The 14379-nt window shown below is 51.9% G+C and carries 14 protein-coding genes and 1 pseudogene; 7 read left to right on the top strand and 8 right to left on the bottom strand.

What is annotated here, in order from left to right:
* Positions 1–188 (top strand): hypothetical protein (locus ACR1XU_RS15825; RefSeq protein WP_480909253.1); only part of this gene is annotated, 188 nt, incomplete at its 5' end.
* A 370-nt stretch (positions 189–558) separates the two neighbouring features.
* Entirely contained in the window at positions 559–1230 is a 672-nt protein-coding gene (locus ACR1XU_RS15820; RefSeq protein WP_170676230.1) for an ion channel, read from the top strand.
* A 6-nt stretch (positions 1231–1236) separates the two neighbouring features.
* On the opposite strand, the gene ACR1XU_RS15815 is transcribed toward ACR1XU_RS15820, so the two are convergent.
* Positions 1237–2001 carry a bestrophin-like domain gene (locus ACR1XU_RS15815; RefSeq protein ID WP_170676228.1) on the bottom strand — a complete coding sequence of 255 codons (765 nt, stop codon included), beginning with the start codon at positions 1999–2001 and terminating at the stop codon, positions 1237–1239.
* A gap of 361 nt (positions 2002–2362) precedes the next feature.
* Between ACR1XU_RS15815 and ACR1XU_RS15810 the strand changes: the two genes are divergently transcribed.
* A complete protein-coding gene (locus ACR1XU_RS15810) occupies positions 2363–2878 on the top strand; it encodes a hypothetical protein (RefSeq protein ID WP_480909249.1) in 516 nt (171 codons plus the stop codon).
* 65 nt (positions 2879–2943) lie between these two features.
* On the opposite strand, the gene ACR1XU_RS15805 is transcribed toward ACR1XU_RS15810, so the two are convergent.
* From ACR1XU_RS15805 to ACR1XU_RS15785, 5 genes and pseudogenes are all read right to left on the bottom strand, one after another.
* Positions 2944–3945: an AraC family transcriptional regulator gene (locus ACR1XU_RS15805; protein WP_480553120.1), complete on the bottom strand. Its 1002-nt coding sequence runs from the start codon at positions 3943–3945 to the stop codon at positions 2944–2946.
* A gap of 273 nt (positions 3946–4218) precedes the next feature.
* Positions 4219–4455: pseudogene (locus tag ACR1XU_RS15800) on the bottom strand (integrase core domain-containing protein); the annotation flags it as partial.
* Positions 4456–4789: 334 nt separating this feature from the next.
* The gene (locus ACR1XU_RS15795) at positions 4790–5254 is read right to left on the bottom strand and encodes a CoA-binding protein (RefSeq protein ID WP_480909246.1); all 465 of its coding nucleotides are present in this window, start codon (positions 5252–5254) and stop codon (positions 4790–4792) included.
* A 3-nt stretch (positions 5255–5257) separates the two neighbouring features.
* Positions 5258–5617 (bottom strand): 2Fe-2S iron-sulfur cluster-binding protein, encoded by a 360-nt coding sequence (locus ACR1XU_RS15790; RefSeq protein WP_480909243.1) that lies wholly within the window; start codon positions 5615–5617, stop codon positions 5258–5260.
* A gap of 2 nt (positions 5618–5619) precedes the next feature.
* Positions 5620–6975: a selenium-binding family protein gene (locus ACR1XU_RS15785; RefSeq protein WP_480909241.1), complete on the bottom strand. Its 1356-nt coding sequence runs from the start codon at positions 6973–6975 to the stop codon at positions 5620–5622.
* A 70-nt stretch (positions 6976–7045) separates the two neighbouring features.
* Here ACR1XU_RS15785 and ACR1XU_RS15780 point away from each other — a divergent pair, with 70 nt between their 5' ends.
* The 3 genes from ACR1XU_RS15780 to ACR1XU_RS15770 all read left to right on the top strand — a co-directional run bounded on the left by ACR1XU_RS15780 (position 7046) and on the right by ACR1XU_RS15770 (position 9538).
* The gene (locus tag ACR1XU_RS15780; protein WP_480909238.1) at positions 7046–7807 is read left to right on the top strand and encodes an IclR family transcriptional regulator; all 762 of its coding nucleotides are present in this window, start codon (positions 7046–7048) and stop codon (positions 7805–7807) included.
* A gap of 97 nt (positions 7808–7904) precedes the next feature.
* Positions 7905–8258: a putative quinol monooxygenase gene (locus ACR1XU_RS15775; RefSeq protein ID WP_480714036.1), complete on the top strand. Its 354-nt coding sequence runs from the start codon at positions 7905–7907 to the stop codon at positions 8256–8258.
* Between the two features lie 350 nt (positions 8259–8608).
* A complete protein-coding gene (locus ACR1XU_RS15770) occupies positions 8609–9538 on the top strand; it encodes a hypothetical protein (RefSeq protein ID WP_480909235.1) in 930 nt (309 codons plus the stop codon).
* 58 nt (positions 9539–9596) lie between these two features.
* On the opposite strand, the gene ACR1XU_RS15765 is transcribed toward ACR1XU_RS15770, so the two are convergent.
* Together ACR1XU_RS15765 and ACR1XU_RS15760 are read right to left on the bottom strand one after the other, a co-directional pair.
* The gene (locus ACR1XU_RS15765) at positions 9597–11189 is read right to left on the bottom strand and encodes a GMC family oxidoreductase (RefSeq protein WP_480909232.1); all 1593 of its coding nucleotides are present in this window, start codon (positions 11187–11189) and stop codon (positions 9597–9599) included.
* A 372-nt stretch (positions 11190–11561) separates the two neighbouring features.
* Positions 11562–12545, bottom strand: a complete 984-nt coding sequence (locus ACR1XU_RS15760; protein WP_480909230.1) for a helix-turn-helix domain-containing protein — start codon at positions 12543–12545, stop codon at positions 11562–11564.
* 186 nt (positions 12546–12731) lie between these two features.
* Here ACR1XU_RS15760 and ACR1XU_RS15755 point away from each other — a divergent pair, with 186 nt between their 5' ends.
* Positions 12732–14375 (top strand): amidohydrolase family protein, encoded by a 1644-nt coding sequence (locus tag ACR1XU_RS15755; protein ID WP_480909227.1) that lies wholly within the window; start codon positions 12732–12734, stop codon positions 14373–14375.
* The last annotated feature ends 4 nt before the right edge of the window (positions 14376–14379 follow it).

Genomic DNA, 14379 nt, shown 5'->3' with positions numbered 1-14379 from the left:
ATTGGGATATCTACGAGGCGCGGTGTCATGTCTTCTCAAATGCTGAATGCACTTTAGCCTCAATCGGAACGTCACGCTATGACTGCGAAGGGCACGGCGCGGACATTCGCGGCATTACCGAGAGTGACCGCCTTGCGGGCAAAGTGATCTTTCTCGGCGGTCGTACCAACGCCTTGCATTCGGGGTAGCCCCACACAGAATGCGTTAAAAGCCCTGTAGACTGAGCTGGGTCGACGTCACTCACTACCGACGACCCAGCAACGTGGGTACCTTATGCGAACCTCGCGGATCGCATCTGCAAGTATCATTCCCTGGCCGACGAGAACATCAACTTGCTGTAGCTTCTGAACCATTTCCTCAGGATTGTGTTTCTTGTTCGACATTCTCGGATCTCCGTTTCTCAAACATTACGGTAGTCCAAATCAAAAGGGGCACTTCAGCACAAACAAAGAAACTACCAGAGGAATTGCTCACTGTGCCACGGCGTATACTGCAAGCGAATGGCGGAATTGGGGCGACGGGCTCGCGCTTTGCTAGTACCGGTACTAAGCTTGCGTAATGAACGCTTTGAAATCTGTAACCTCCAAGATTGCCTCGTGGGGGGAACTTATGCTTCCGGCCTGCCTTTTGTTAATCATTTTTGGTTGGCCGTTCTTTTGGGGATCCCAAGTCTCAGAGCAGGTATTCGAAGGCGTCTTCCTGATACTCATTGTCGTAGCGGGTGCGGCGTCATCGACCGGTCGTGTGACATTCATCGCTGTGGTAGTATTCGGTCTACTCGCCTTCTTTTTCGACTCAGTTTCGGGCGACACCCGTCCGATCTTCGAGCGGCTTGGGACCGTTTTTGATCTGTTATTCTCATTGGGCCTCACACTCGTTCTTACCGAAAGAATCTTTGGCGCAACCGGTGGCGTGAGTTGGAGAGTGGTCGCCAACGCTCTGAGTGTCTATCTGTTGATCGGTTTCGCCTTTGCTGCAATCTATAATCTAGTCGGGTTTGGGGATGTCTCGCTTGATCTTGGATTTGCGAAGGGTGACCCCGATCTGGACGCTTTCGCCGCAACCTATTTCAGCTTCGTAACCCTAACCACACTTGGGTATGGCGACATCACGCCTGAAAATGCGCGCATCGCCAGCTTAGCGGTCGTACAGGTGCTGATAGGGCAATTCTACCTTGCTGTGATAGTGGCGCGATTGGTCGCGCTTGTGGTAGTCAGGTCTCAGGATTGAAAGCAGTTATTTGCCTTTTTCAATGGTCCGCTCCAGCACCTTCAAGAACGGTGTCGGCTGAATTGGAAATGTAGTGGAAAACGGGTGGGAGAAGCCAATGATGGCAAAAAACACCAAGCCATTAATGCCCGCGAACATACCGAGGAAAGATGAACGCACCAAACCGTGCGGCATTGGAAAGAACGACAAGCAGGTCAACACCAATCCAACGACTGCGATCATCCAGAACATCGGACTGATAGGTTCTTCAATATCGAAACTGCGTTGACCCCGCTCGTTCTCGATGTCGTTAATGTCGTCCAGCAGCGCACTAGCTAAGCTTGATCGGTCCGAGTTGTCCGCCAGATCGATGATTTGACGGTATATTACATCGACCAGTAAATCGGCTTTTTCCAGAGGACTTCCGGCCGCCATGGTCGGCCATTCCTCGTTAATAACCATCTTAGTATAACGCTCTACCGCGTCTTGGATCGCCTCAGCCTCAGCTGTGCCAAACCCTTGCAAACCACGATAGAGTTGCTCGATGGCCAACGCTTCGCTGTCGATGCTTTCCTGCAATTCGTTATACTCTGCTCGCACACTGGAAAAGGCGAGCGCCAGAATGAGAGCGTGAACCGCCCCGATCCTGACAGACCCCCACTTGGCGGCTTCCAAAGTTTCCTCTGACGGCTCGATTGGAAAAAGCAAATGAACGCCTCGATGCGCGACCATTACTATCAACGCAGGGATAAGAAACCAAATCGCGGCGTCAAAGATCGGTAGAGCTGTCATGAAATACGTTCACGCTTCAAAATGATGCTGCCCAGACATTACGAGAAATGGATCCAAACCACAATTCCGGTGTTGTCAGTGGCCAGTCTGCCACTGTTTCCATGAATCCGTCAGAGCAGCTCTCCGGCGAATGACCTTAAGTCCGCAATTCTGGCATTAAGCCTCTATCCAGAAACCGACCTACCTCCTGCATCTAAACTAAGAAACAACTGTGGTTGGCCCGGTTTCACTTCGCTTTGGCCGAAAAAGGAACACTTTTGGCTGAAATTCAGAAGAGTGATTGGACACGCCAAACCAATATTGAATGACGCGCCAAACAAAGCGCCTTGCAAGTTACAGAGATAGAGTTGGAGCGTCAGTCATGAAGACCGAAGCAGTCAGTGCCGTCGAAGTAATAAACATGCATTTGAACAGACACTATGAACCCGATCAACGCGCAGATGCTGTTGTCGAAATGTTGCTTGCAAATGAAATTTCCAGCGCAGATTTCTGGCCTTTGTTGAGGGGTTTATGGGGTGGGTTCGAAAAAATCGATCACACCATGTTTGTTCACGCGATGGATGCTAAAAAACGAAAATCATGTTGGGTTCCGACGAAACAGTGGCATCGGCTTCCCAATGCAATCTCGGTTTTTCGCGGTCAAAGCCTGGGAAAAGAAGTTGGCTTGTCTTGGACGACAAGCTCTGATGCAGCATTGGACTATGCAATTAGATGTCATGGTTCGACGGCCAAAATTCCGATTACCCTTGAAACCAAAATCCCCAAGAGCGCTGTTGCAATGGTTATCGAAGAAGGTGAGCAAGATGAGCTTGTCTTGTGGAGAGCACCACAGATTTCAAACTGCATAGTCACCCAAATTTCCAACACTACGCACTAATCAAACAGCGGCGTTTCTCAGGTGTGGTCCAACAGCGAAGGTCGAAGTCAGGACATCGCGTCGGTTCAATTTTGTTTTTGAAATTCACGCGGCGTTAGCCCTGTCCAATGTTTGAATGCAGTGGAAAACGCGGGCTGGTCGGCAAAATCCAAGTAGAATGCAACTTCTCCGATGCCGAACCCGTCTTTAAGATACGTCTTCGCAAGATCACATCTGATGTTTTTTACGATACCACGAAAACTCTGGCCTTCCTCATTGAGACGTCGCGAGAGAGAACGCGCGCTGAGCCCAAGGCTTGATGCCACTTCCTGCGCGCTTAACATTCGTCCTGGGAGCTTATTCAATATCTGGGCCTCAACCTTACCGCGTATCCCTAGTGAACTCGCGGCATGCATTCTCAAAAGGTTGTTTCCGTAGTCCGTAAGATGGTTTCTGAGTGCGGGGTCATAGCTTGGAATTGGGAGATCAAGCGATGCAAGCGATAGATTAATTTCATTTTCTTCGGAACCAAAGGATATCGTGCAGCCCGCCGCCTTTTTCATTGCGGATGCCGAAGACTTAACTACATGCTTGTACCGAACTCCCAGAGGGTGAAGTTGAGTATTCGTAACAATGCGCATCAATGAAATTGTCGAGAACAAGAGAAACTCGGTGCGTCGATGATACCTGCTGAGCTCGCCGTTAACAATTTGCATCCTTAGCGAAGCGTGGTTTTCTGACTCGACAAGTCTGTATTCAATACTCTCATCAACCAAAGCACCGTAGTGTGAAGCGTTTTCAATAGCTTCTTTGAGATTCTGTGAATACTTTGAGATATACCATACTATGTCGCGAGGCGTATCAAACGCCAAACCAGCTATTGTAGCGAAGGCTCGGTCTCTTAAATGATCACAAGCCAAGCGAATAAACTGACCCTCCTTCAACGGGTCGATCTCTCTGGTGGACTCTTTCAAGTCGCCTCGCTTCAGACCAGAGCTTTTTAAGACTTCCTCAAATTCACTTGCATCTTCCGTGCGCTCTGCGAACATTTGGGCAAAATGCCGTAACCAAGCGTTGTCGACACCCATCTGGCTACCCCCATAATGCGCCGTGGTTTTTGAGACCGGATGTTCCTAAGTGATACTTATCGAAGGGCTGTACGTCACACTATAAAACACCAAAGATCACGTGTATTGACAGGAACATTTGCCACAAAATTTATCCAAGCATTTTAGCGGCCACATCTGGCTGGCGTCCGTCGTCAAATCTTTTTGGGCAGATAGCCGCTTGATCTAAGAGAGGATCAGACTCGCCTAGCTGCTGTGATCCGCGGCGGATTTGCGATGAAACAAGCGCCAGGTTTAGATTGTCTTCCGTTTGATCCTTGCTCGTTGTTTCAGAATGGATTGGCTGCGCCCGAAGTAGACATTGGCTTTTGTGAGGTTTTCCAAGCTCTCGTGATAGCGCCGGTGGTTGTTGTGGTCGACAAAGGCGTCAATCTGTTGCCTGAGATCACCGGGCAGATGGTAGTTTTCTCGAAAGATGCGGTTCTTCAAGGTCTGGTGCCATCGCTTGATTTTCGTCTGAGTTCGTGGGTGATACTCGCGGCGTTTCGACGCCTTTTGATTGGCCTAAAATCCGTTTTTTGAAGCGCAGAGCGGCCGGTCGCTGCGTCGCAGCGCACCATCTTGCAATGAATAATCGCTTTGGGCTCAACGCGCTCATTCGCCGCTGTGCGGCGCTGGGACGTGGCCCGATTATCTTCTCGCGGACAAGGTGGCCGTTGGTTCTCTAAAAAACTGTCATTCTTGGGTTTAGAGTACGCAGGTTTCGTAAAGTGGGCAGGATTACGTGTCTTCTCTTCCGGACGCGAAATGTCTCAATTGGCACCTTCATTAGATGCTGAAGAGGCCGCCACCAATCGACTTTCCATCATATCTTTAAGTCCAGGCGCGGCTTCCAAAAAGGGCGGAAGAGTTCAATCTTGGGGCATCGGTTCATCACGACCTTAAGGCCCGCTGCTTCGGCGAGTTGCGCTGCTTTGTCGTCGTACACGCCGATCTGACCCCAAAGTACATTTGCCCCGATTGCAATTGCCTTCTCGGCAAGGCCGTATAACTCTTCTTTCGGACGGAAGACGTCTACCATATCAACATGTTTGTCGATCTCTTCCAGCGAGTGGTAGACTTTGAGCCCTCTGATTTCCGAAACATTTGGGTTGGGGTTCACCGGTAGAATATCATAGCCGATTTCGCTGAGCTGTCGCAGAACGCCATAGCTGAATTTTGTTTTGTCCGCGCTGGCCCCCACCATTGCAATGGTTTTGACCGATTGCAGGATGTCGGCAAGGTACTTGGGGTCGTAATCGTAGATGCGATCGATGTCTGCTTCGGGCATCGGTTAACCTTCCTTCGGCGTCGCAATGTCAGCCTTGAGTTCGTGGGGTTTGAGTGGGTCGAGAAACGGATTCCGGTACAGCTTGTCATGGCTTTCGACCCCTATCTCCAGCGTGATGTCGGATGTCGGACGTGCCACGCAAAGGATCACATAGCCGTTAGCAATTTGCCGATTGTTTAATGCGACCTGTCGGCGTTGATCGACTGTACCTGTTTTTAGTTTTGCCGCGCAGGTAATGCAGCCGCCGTACTTGCAACCAAAAGGCAAATCGACGCCATGTTCTCTCAGCGTTTCCAGAAGTGGGCGCCGCGCATCCACATAATATTGCGCGCCATCCCTGTTCGCGATCGTCACGATATACATAGTCATAGCCAGATGTCGCTTGTGCAATCACCGCCCGGATACCGGCTCTCATGACAGCGCGATGGGCCATTCGGTTCCTTGCCAAAGTCCACGATGAAGTCCTCGTTGATCTTCATGCCACCGTTTTCAGGGTCGCAGTCTATCATCACCATCACCCCGCCCTTTTCGCGGATCTCGGGATAGAACTGGTTATCCCAAGTCGAGAACAGCGAGGTCGTGACATAAAGCCTTCGTCCGTCGAGAGAGAGCTGGAACATTTGCGGACCACCAGCGACCTCGACCCCGTTAACGATCGGAGCTTTACCCAAAAGGCCCCCCATGAACACTTGGCCGGTCAGCTTGGGATTATGCGGGTCGGTGATGTCATACTGGCGCATATCTCCATGCAGCCAATTGTTCAGGTACAAGTATTGGTCGTCCATCGAGATCAGGATCGCCGACATAACCCCCGGCAATGGGATCGGCCATTCGGGGTGCATCTCGTTTTCCACGTCAATGATCTTTTCCCACCGCCACATTTTAGCATCGTCTTGCCACCAATGGATCACATTGGTCGAAAGAGCTGCGCCACAGAACCCATGCGTGCTGTCGGGGTCATGGTGGAACTTGACTTCCAGTGGCAACAGCCCGTCTTCACCCAAATAGAAGCTTTCGACCGGTTCGCGCTTTTCGAAATCCCAAAAATGCAGCTCCCGCCCATATTTCAGGTGACCCACTTCTTCCAGATCGAAGCCCGGCATGAAGGTATTGGGCGCAGCCCATTCGGAACTGACCATCACGTTGTGGCGCGGTTGGTACCAAAAGTCGTAGCCAAACTTGATATCGCCCATGGAGCTTTCCCAGCGACCGACGATGTTGAACTCTTTGTCGAGATGCAGGTAGCCTCCAGGAGCTTCACCCTTGGCATTTCCAAGGAAGGAGATGATGATTTCCGAGCCCAAACAATGCACCGTATGCGGGCCCGATAAATCTGCCTTGGCCTTGATCTCGGCCCCGTCGATGACCTTATGCAACTGCGGCGCACGCGGGTCAGTGGCTGTATCAACGATGTGAAGGTTGTTAGAGCGTACGCCTGGCAGGATCAGGTATTTGCGGGACATCGAGCCGTCGTCGTGACAGGACGAACAGGCGTTCCACCCCATGTGGTGAAGCTCGTCCCCAATACCCGGCATTTCCAGCCTATGGATTACCTGGGAAAAGGTCGGGCTGTCCGGGTCAACATCCACTGTAGCCAGGTAATCAGGCTTCTGGATGCCGGTGCCTGTGTAGATGGCGATCGTGTATAGTAGCTTTTCACGGGGGGCTTTAATGGCTTCTTGCGGACTCCTGAAGCCCGGCCCACAGCAATGTCCGTCCATGGTGTGCTCCTCCCTTGATTCTCCTAAATGTATCGTATATCGAAAAATCTATTATCATAAAGTGAGAAGTATGCATCTCGAACGATTAGCGCTGATTTTGGAAATCGTGGGTCAAAAAGGACGTGCGTCTGTAACGGATATCTGTGCCCAGTCCGATATTCCCAAACCTACAGCCTACAGGCTGGTTCAAGACCTTGTCTCGTCTGGCCTACTTGAATCGCCAACCCGCGGTGAATTCGCAATTGGTTCAAGACTCAAGCGTATCACGCTAAGCGATCACTCTGATTCTGCCCTTCTGCAAGTTATTGCGCCTGTGCTCTCCGGCGCCGCGGATGAGTATGGCGTTGCGTTTTTCTTGTCTCGACTACGGGGCCATTGGGTAGAGATTATTCATGTGGAGACACCGCAGACGGGCGTGTCTTTTCTTCATCCAGGTATGGGCAAACGACCAATGCATGCGTGCTCTTGTGCCAAGGCAATTGCCGCCGTGTCGCCTGAGCTGCTGTCTCATGACGAACTGAATGGGCAGCTCAAGCGATACACAGAGCGCACAATTACAAACCGAGAGAGTTTGGTCGCGGAACTCGACGCCGTCAGGGCAAAAGGCTATGCCGAATGTGTCGAGGAGTTGGAACGCGGGATCAGCTCAGTAGCAACAACACTGGCAAAATCAGGTGTTGGTGCCACGCTGTCAATCGGCGCTACAGCTTCCCTTCGGGTGTTTACACCCTCGAAGCGAGAAAAGATCGGCCAAATACTTAACGCGATGTCGGACAAGCTTTCACGCGCGCTAGGATGGGGTGAAGCAGATGAGAAAAGGATACCCGCTTAGGGTCATGAGTATAGCAATGCTGTAGGTTAATACCCTGCAAGAGGATTGGCGTATTTTGTGACCTTCGTCCGCTTGTAGGTCAATGAAGGAGAAAATTATGGACGAAGCAATGTTTGGTGGTTTCTTCGTGATCAACGTCAAACCTGAGTATCGACAGCCCTTTTTGGATGCCAGTATTTTCCAAGCGCAAAATGTTGTCAGTGAAGAACCCGAAGTTTTCCAGTTTCACATTATGGCGGATGAGGCAAACCCAAATCGTTTCTATTTCTACGAAGTTTTCAGGGATGAAGCTGCGGTCCAGGATCATTGGGAATCTGAAACCTTCAATAACTGGTTGAACACTGTCCGAATGATGCTGGATGGCGAGATCGAGCTTGTTGCCAGGATGCGCTCGCTTTTTCCGACTACAAAAGGTTTCAAGGCGCAAAAAGCAAGCCTGCTACTTTGGTAAAATTGACAGCCGCTTGAGGCTATCGTCGGTGTAAGAAAATTATGGGTCTTGGTGCTGGTCCGCTTTGGGCTCGAAGCTGTCACCTGCCTCTTTTTGTTGGATACGGGTTATCAATGCGGAGCGGACATTGCGGCGACGAGTTCAATTCACATTGCTGACTGGTATTCCCCAATTTAGGTCCCCTCTTAGGCGGTTAAGGAAGCAGTTGGGGGCGAGACCCTCACAATCGAGACCAAATTGCCTAACAGCAAAACAAATATGGCAATAGGCGGGGCATTCTTATCCCGGCAATGCTAAGCTTAAGGGACATCGCTAAGTCTTCCATTTTATCCGACAAATGAGCCTGTACATTGAGACGATTTCTTGCTTTCGCGGTGTTTTCAACTGCAAGTTCAACTAGTCCATCCAATGCTCAAAGCGTGGACCCTGATGCCTCTGAGGCCGCAGCGCGAGCGGCTTTGTCTGTCTTGAGTATCGCCGCCACCCCAAACGAGACTTTATCCTCGTTTTCTTTTCTTGATGCTTCCGGAGGTGCCAAGAGTCTACGCTCTACGCAACTGCGAGGAGGTTACAAGCCACTTGAAAACGGGCTGTATGTAGAGGGTCTTGTTGCCTATCAAAAATATAACCCGGTACTCTTCTTTCCAGAGATCGCCCCCGGCACTGAGTTGGATGTAACTTGGTCAAGCGTGGCAGCAACGGTCGGCATCGGTTGGGAATTTCCATTGGTAAACGAGTGGAAAGTTCGTCCGGTCGGACATCTTTCACTTGGCCAAGTGACTGCGGATGCTTTTCTTGGCGGCTTTCCATTGCTGCGTTCGGCATCTAGCTCCAACGATTTGATCGACGGAGACTTAAACGCATTCGGGGTTGGTGCTTCGCTTGGTATCTTCCGAGAGGCGCAATTTGGATCGTGGCAGGGGGAATACCGTATCCGTCAAACATTCTTGGATTTTAACCCGATCAACGAGCCTGAGGCTGGGAACGCAAGTGCGAGTTCAAACCAAACAACCCTGTTCTCACGTCATCGCTATCCGCTGGAAAACGTCTATCTCTTCGAACTCCCAACACAACTCGTTCTGGATGCTGGTGTTGTGCTGTATCACGGCGACAGTGCAACCGTTCTTGGCACCGATTGGCTGGCCACAGCTGGCGTAGGACTTGAGATTGATACTCGCCTGACCGGTCTGCCAGCCGTTCAAGCAGGACGTGTAATGTTTAACGCTGTAGTTGCCGAAGGATTTTCCGGTTTTTCGATAGGCTTCGGTCTGCGGTTCTAGGTCGGGGCCTGATCCTGTGACAAAAAGTCGGTTGTCTGATGCTTAGCAATTATTACACTCAAACGCGCCTGGCGATCATGTCGGCAGCTTTTTCAGCAATCATAATCACCGGCGCGTTGGGGTGTCCGGTGTTCATTTGCGGCATCACAGACGCATCGGCAACGCTCAACCCTTCAAGCCCGTGCACTTTCAAGTCAGGAGCTACGACGCAATCATCGCTTTGCCCCATCCTGCAACTGCCAACGGGATGAAAGGACGTCGACGAAATCTCACGAATGTCCGCAAGAAGTTCTTCGTCGCTCTGGGCGTCCGCCCCCGGAGATATCTCAACCGGATTAAGCTTCGAAAAGGCTTCCTGTGATACAATCTTCCGCGCTTCCTTGATGATCGAGCGCATCAGATCGACATCCGCCGGGTCGCTTAGATATCCAGGATCGATAATGGGCCGATCCAATGGGTCGTTTGATGCAATAGTCACACGCCCTCGACTCCAAGGACTGGTCGGAAAACCAGAGATTGTGAAACCGTGGCGATCCGGTGGGCGATACTCCGGGGCTCCCAAGCTTATGAAATATGGGATCATAAGCAGTTCTATGTCGGGAATATCGACATGGGGCCCGGATCTCAGAAACGCACCAGACTCAAAGTGGTTCGTTGTCAGGGGACCGCGCGACTCCTCCGAGTATAGGCGCTCAACCTCTGCCGCTTGCTCTGCGCTTCGGCCATAGAAGGTCAAAGGCTGATCGATTTCCCAACGGGCGCGGTAATGGAAGTGATCCTGCAGATTTTCACCCACGCCGGGCAGGTCATGCTTTACCCGGACTCCGACATCGTTCAAAAGGTCTGCAGGGCCAACTCCTGAAAGTTGCAATATCTGAGGTGAGCCTACGGCCCCCGCCGCCAAGACGGTTTCCTGTGCAGTTGCATGGTTCAGTTCTCCCTTGGCAAGATAATTCACACCGGTCACAGAACTGCCCTTATATTGCAACGACATAACCGTCGCACCGGTCACAACGGTCAAGTTGGGACGCCCCATCGCCGCGGAGAGGTATGTCTGCGCGGTGCTGCCCCGCCTGTTCTCTTGCAAGGTCGCGGGGAAATAACCACAGCCGTCCAGTTCCATGCCATTCAGATCGCCATTAAATGGAATCCCGGCCTGCTGGCAGGCTTCTATAAATGTCTCGGTTAAGGGCGACCGCTCGCCTGGCTTAGTCACAGTCAGCGGGCCGCCGTCCCCATGGATCGACGGATCTCCATCGATTTCCCAATTCTCAGCCTTCTTGAAATAGGGCAGCACACCGTCCCATCCCCAGCCCGTTGCGCCCATTTGGGACCACGTGTTGTAGTCTGCCGGATGCCCGCGCAGGTATATCATGTAGTTTATCGAACCAGTGCCGCCGATACATCGACCGCGCGGATAGGCGATCTGGCGTCCCGAAAGTTCGCCCTGCGGAGCTGTCCGAAATGCCCAATCGAAACGTGTATTAGTGAGAGCGCCAAATTTTGCGGGTGTGGAAACCCGGGGGTCGTCGTTCGATCCACCGGCCTCTAATAACAAAACGGAACGCTTCACATCTTCGGTCAAACGAGCGGCGAGGACGCATCCAGCACTTCCGGCGCCAACGATAATGACGTCAAAACTATCCGTCATGACAAAACCCCAAACTACCAATCCGGAAAGAGTGGCGGACAGTCTGCCCTTTATCAAGCAACACATTTTGCGGAGGTTGGGTATGTCCGCTTTGGGCTCGAAGCAGACATTCGCTGAAACTTGCTTGAACGTCTACTTCGCGGACTGAGCCGTCATTCGCCGCACCAGCAACTTGGTCAGATCCGAATGTCTGGAATGCGCTGAAAGCGGACCTTGTAAATCTGAACAAATGACGAAGTCTACCGAACACTTTGACAAGGATCACCAAGTGGGCGCTCCCGATTTCGGAATCTCACTGGGCTCTCACCTAAACACTGATATTGATTGAACCTGGTGGATTGATCCTTTCATGCGCTTGGGTGCCAGACAAATTTATTCAGGGGAGGCGTTTCGCCTGAACTCGCTAGGTGTTTTACCAGTCCATTGCCGGAACGCCCGAGTGAAGGAGGCGGGTTCGGAGAACCCTATTGCTTCTCCCACTTCTTGGATCGAATGCTGTTTATCGTTCAACAGACGCTTCGCCAGCCGCTCCTTGTTACTTCGGACTATCTCCCGAAAGCTGACTCCGGAAGCTAGAAGTTGTCTTTGCAGAGACCGCGTTGACATGGAAAGCACCGAGGCTATTTGCTCAAGTCCCAGAGTGGCGTCGTGCAGATGGTCTTCGACCAACTTGGTGACCACAACTTCGATACCGCCAATGTAATGCGTTCCGCCAAGGCTTGTAATGTCCGCCTCAGGATCTCCGCTCAGAAGCAGCCAAGCAGCTGGAAACCGGAATTGAACATCAGCCTTCCGGCATTGTGTGATCGAGTTCCTTGGAAGTGCCCAGTCAGGAATGGCACGTGCGGAACTGACACGGACACGGAATTCATCTGGCGCCCAATGGCCCCCTGCACATCCCTGCACAAGGCGAAGCATCATCCCTGCGAAAAACCCATCAGGTTGCTCGGGAATGACTGGAGGTGTGAAAAATCGATGCTGGGAAAGAACAGCGAATTGTCCGTCAATTTTCAGGTCGTAGTTTGCCTGATTTGTCAGACATGGCGCATCAACGATAAGAGCCGTAAGATACTCTACCAGCATAGCGCCAGAAGGTCGGAGGACCTCCAAATTGGCAAGTTTTGGAAAAGGCGTCGTAGCGCCAATCTGATAACCTAGAGTTGGATTGCCCAGCACCTCGGCGACAGCGTTCGCGAATGAGTAGGAGACTGTGGATGGGACATACTCTTCATCGAGCGACGCCCATTCCGCCCCGATTTTATGCTGAACCTGCTGTTCCGGAATGCCGCCTTCCCTTAGCGCAATCCGAAAAGGAACCAACATACTGGCTCGAACCAGCGGGATTTCTGTCTTCACACATTTTTTCATGAGTTGTTGGTCTCAACCTGCTGCAATTTCGTCAATATCGCCATTCCAACGAATTGTCATATTGCGCCAAAATTCGCCCTCTATCTGATATATGGACAAAACATGGCAGCTAAAATCTGCCAAAATCCATAGGAACCAGAGCATTTTAGACTCCAGAAACGGGGAGCCAATCACATGAAGAACGTCATAGCCGCGATATCGTTGACCCTAGTAAGCACCGCTGTATCTGCCCAGGATTGCGACCTTGCTCTGCTGAACGGCCGGGTCATGGACCCAGAAACCGGGCTCGATGCCGTCCGGAACGTTTGCGTAAAAGGGGATCGGATTGCGGCTATTACAGAGGAACCCATCTCTGGCAAAGAAGCACTAGATGTAAGCGGGCACGTGATGGCTCCGGGGTTCATCAACACACATTCGCATTCCTTTGCGCCGTTTGAGCAGGCCATGATGGCTCGGGATGGAACGACGACGCTGCTCGATATCGAGGTAGGAGTGGCTAATGTTCCGTTCTTCTATGATCGCTACAACGAAGATTCGCTCTTGAATTTCGGTGTCGGCGTCAGCCACGAAGAGGTGCGCCGGGTCATCATGGATGGTATGAGCCCCGAGGAGACTTCCGACCCGACCTATGTCCTGACCTCGCGTGCCTATGCCGAGGCAATGGCGAAGAAGACGGGGGGCGCATCCAAATGGGCCGTGGAAGTACCGTCGGACGAACAGCACAAGGAAATCCTGCGCATGTTCGAACAGGGCATTCGTGAGGGAGCAGTCTCGGTCAACACTACAGTCGGATACATGGGATACGGCACACCCACCTACGAGATATTCGACCTACAAAAACTAGCGAAGAAGTACGACCGGATCTTTGGTGCACATACCCGCTTTGGTCCGACCGAAAGCTTGCCGACCGACTACACAATCGGAGTGCGTGAAGTTGTCGCCAACATGGTTGTTCTCGACGGTGCAGCGGTCATGTCTCACATGCAGAACTCCGAGTGGCAGGAGACCTATGAGATCTGTCAACGTTTGCAGGAGAAAGGCTATACCATCTTCTGCGAGTATTATCCTTCGGTCTTCGGAAATCCCAATATCGCCACCCCGCAATTGATGTCACCCGAGCTTCGGGCGGCCAACAATATGGACCCGACCTCGACTATCTACAACCCGCAGACCGGCAAGCCCTTCTCATCAGAAGAGGAGTTCGAAAAGATGCAGGCAGAGAACCCCGGCATGGGGGTTTTTGTTCTGGTTCGGGATGAGAAGTGGCTGAACCAGTGGCCCTATATGAAAGATGTCGCAATCGGCAACGACGTGATCACCTATTTCGACAAGGACGGGAACGTGCTGCCCGAGGACGCCGACCCGAGCCTCTATGGTGGCCATCCCAGAAATGCCCGGAGCTATTCATATGTCTTCCGGCTGGCCCGCGAACTGGGCATTCCCCTCATGAACATCGTCAACAATGCCTCTTACACACCAGCCAAGTATCTTTCGCGCCTTGGCCTCAAGTCGATGCAGGAGCGTGGTCGCATGCAGGAAGGGATGATTGCTGACATCACGATCTTTGACCCAGAAACCATCGCAGACAATGCAGACATGAAGATCGGTAACCGGGCAAGTTCACCCACCGGGATACCGCATGTTTTGGTCTCGGGAACCTTCGTTGTTAGGGACGGAGAAAGCCAGATTGGTGCCCGACCCGGCCAGCCCATTCGCTATAAGCCAATCACCGACGGCGACATCGTCCTCGACTATGATGACAAGCAATACCAGTGGCACGCGGAGATCCCGGATCACGAGGATACGAGGAGGGACTAGGGTG

Source organism: Ruegeria sp. D1(2025) (assembly GCF_056536425.1).
This window is presented reverse-complemented; position numbering and strand designations above follow the sequence as displayed.

Bases quoted from the DNA above. Each gene is read 5' to 3' on its own strand.
- ACR1XU_RS15820 (WP_170676230.1), top strand. From the start codon at position 559: ATGAACGCTTTGAAATCTGTAACCTCCAAGATTGCCTCGTGGGGGGAA.
- ACR1XU_RS15815 (WP_170676228.1), bottom strand. From the start codon at position 2,001: ATGACAGCTCTACCGATCTTTGACGCCGCGATTTGGTTTCTTATCCCT.
- ACR1XU_RS15810 (WP_480909249.1), top strand. From the start codon at position 2,363: ATGAAGACCGAAGCAGTCAGTGCCGTCGAAGTAATAAACATGCATTTG.
- ACR1XU_RS15805 (WP_480553120.1), bottom strand. From the start codon at position 3,945: ATGGGTGTCGACAACGCTTGGTTACGGCATTTTGCCCAAATGTTCGCA.
- ACR1XU_RS15795 (WP_480909246.1), bottom strand. From the start codon at position 5,254: ATGCCCGAAGCAGACATCGATCGCATCTACGATTACGACCCCAAGTAC.
- ACR1XU_RS15790 (WP_480909243.1), bottom strand. From the start codon at position 5,617: ATGTATATCGTGACGATCGCGAACAGGGATGGCGCGCAATATTATGTG.
- ACR1XU_RS15785 (WP_480909241.1), bottom strand. From the start codon at position 6,975: ATGGACGGACATTGCTGTGGGCCGGGCTTCAGGAGTCCGCAAGAAGCC.
- ACR1XU_RS15780 (WP_480909238.1), top strand. From the start codon at position 7,046: ATGCATCTCGAACGATTAGCGCTGATTTTGGAAATCGTGGGTCAAAAA.
- ACR1XU_RS15775 (WP_480714036.1), top strand. From the start codon at position 7,905: ATGGACGAAGCAATGTTTGGTGGTTTCTTCGTGATCAACGTCAAACCT.
- ACR1XU_RS15765 (WP_480909232.1), bottom strand. From the start codon at position 11,189: ATGACGGATAGTTTTGACGTCATTATCGTTGGCGCCGGAAGTGCTGGA.
- ACR1XU_RS15755 (WP_480909227.1), top strand. From the start codon at position 12,732: ATGAAGAACGTCATAGCCGCGATATCGTTGACCCTAGTAAGCACCGCT.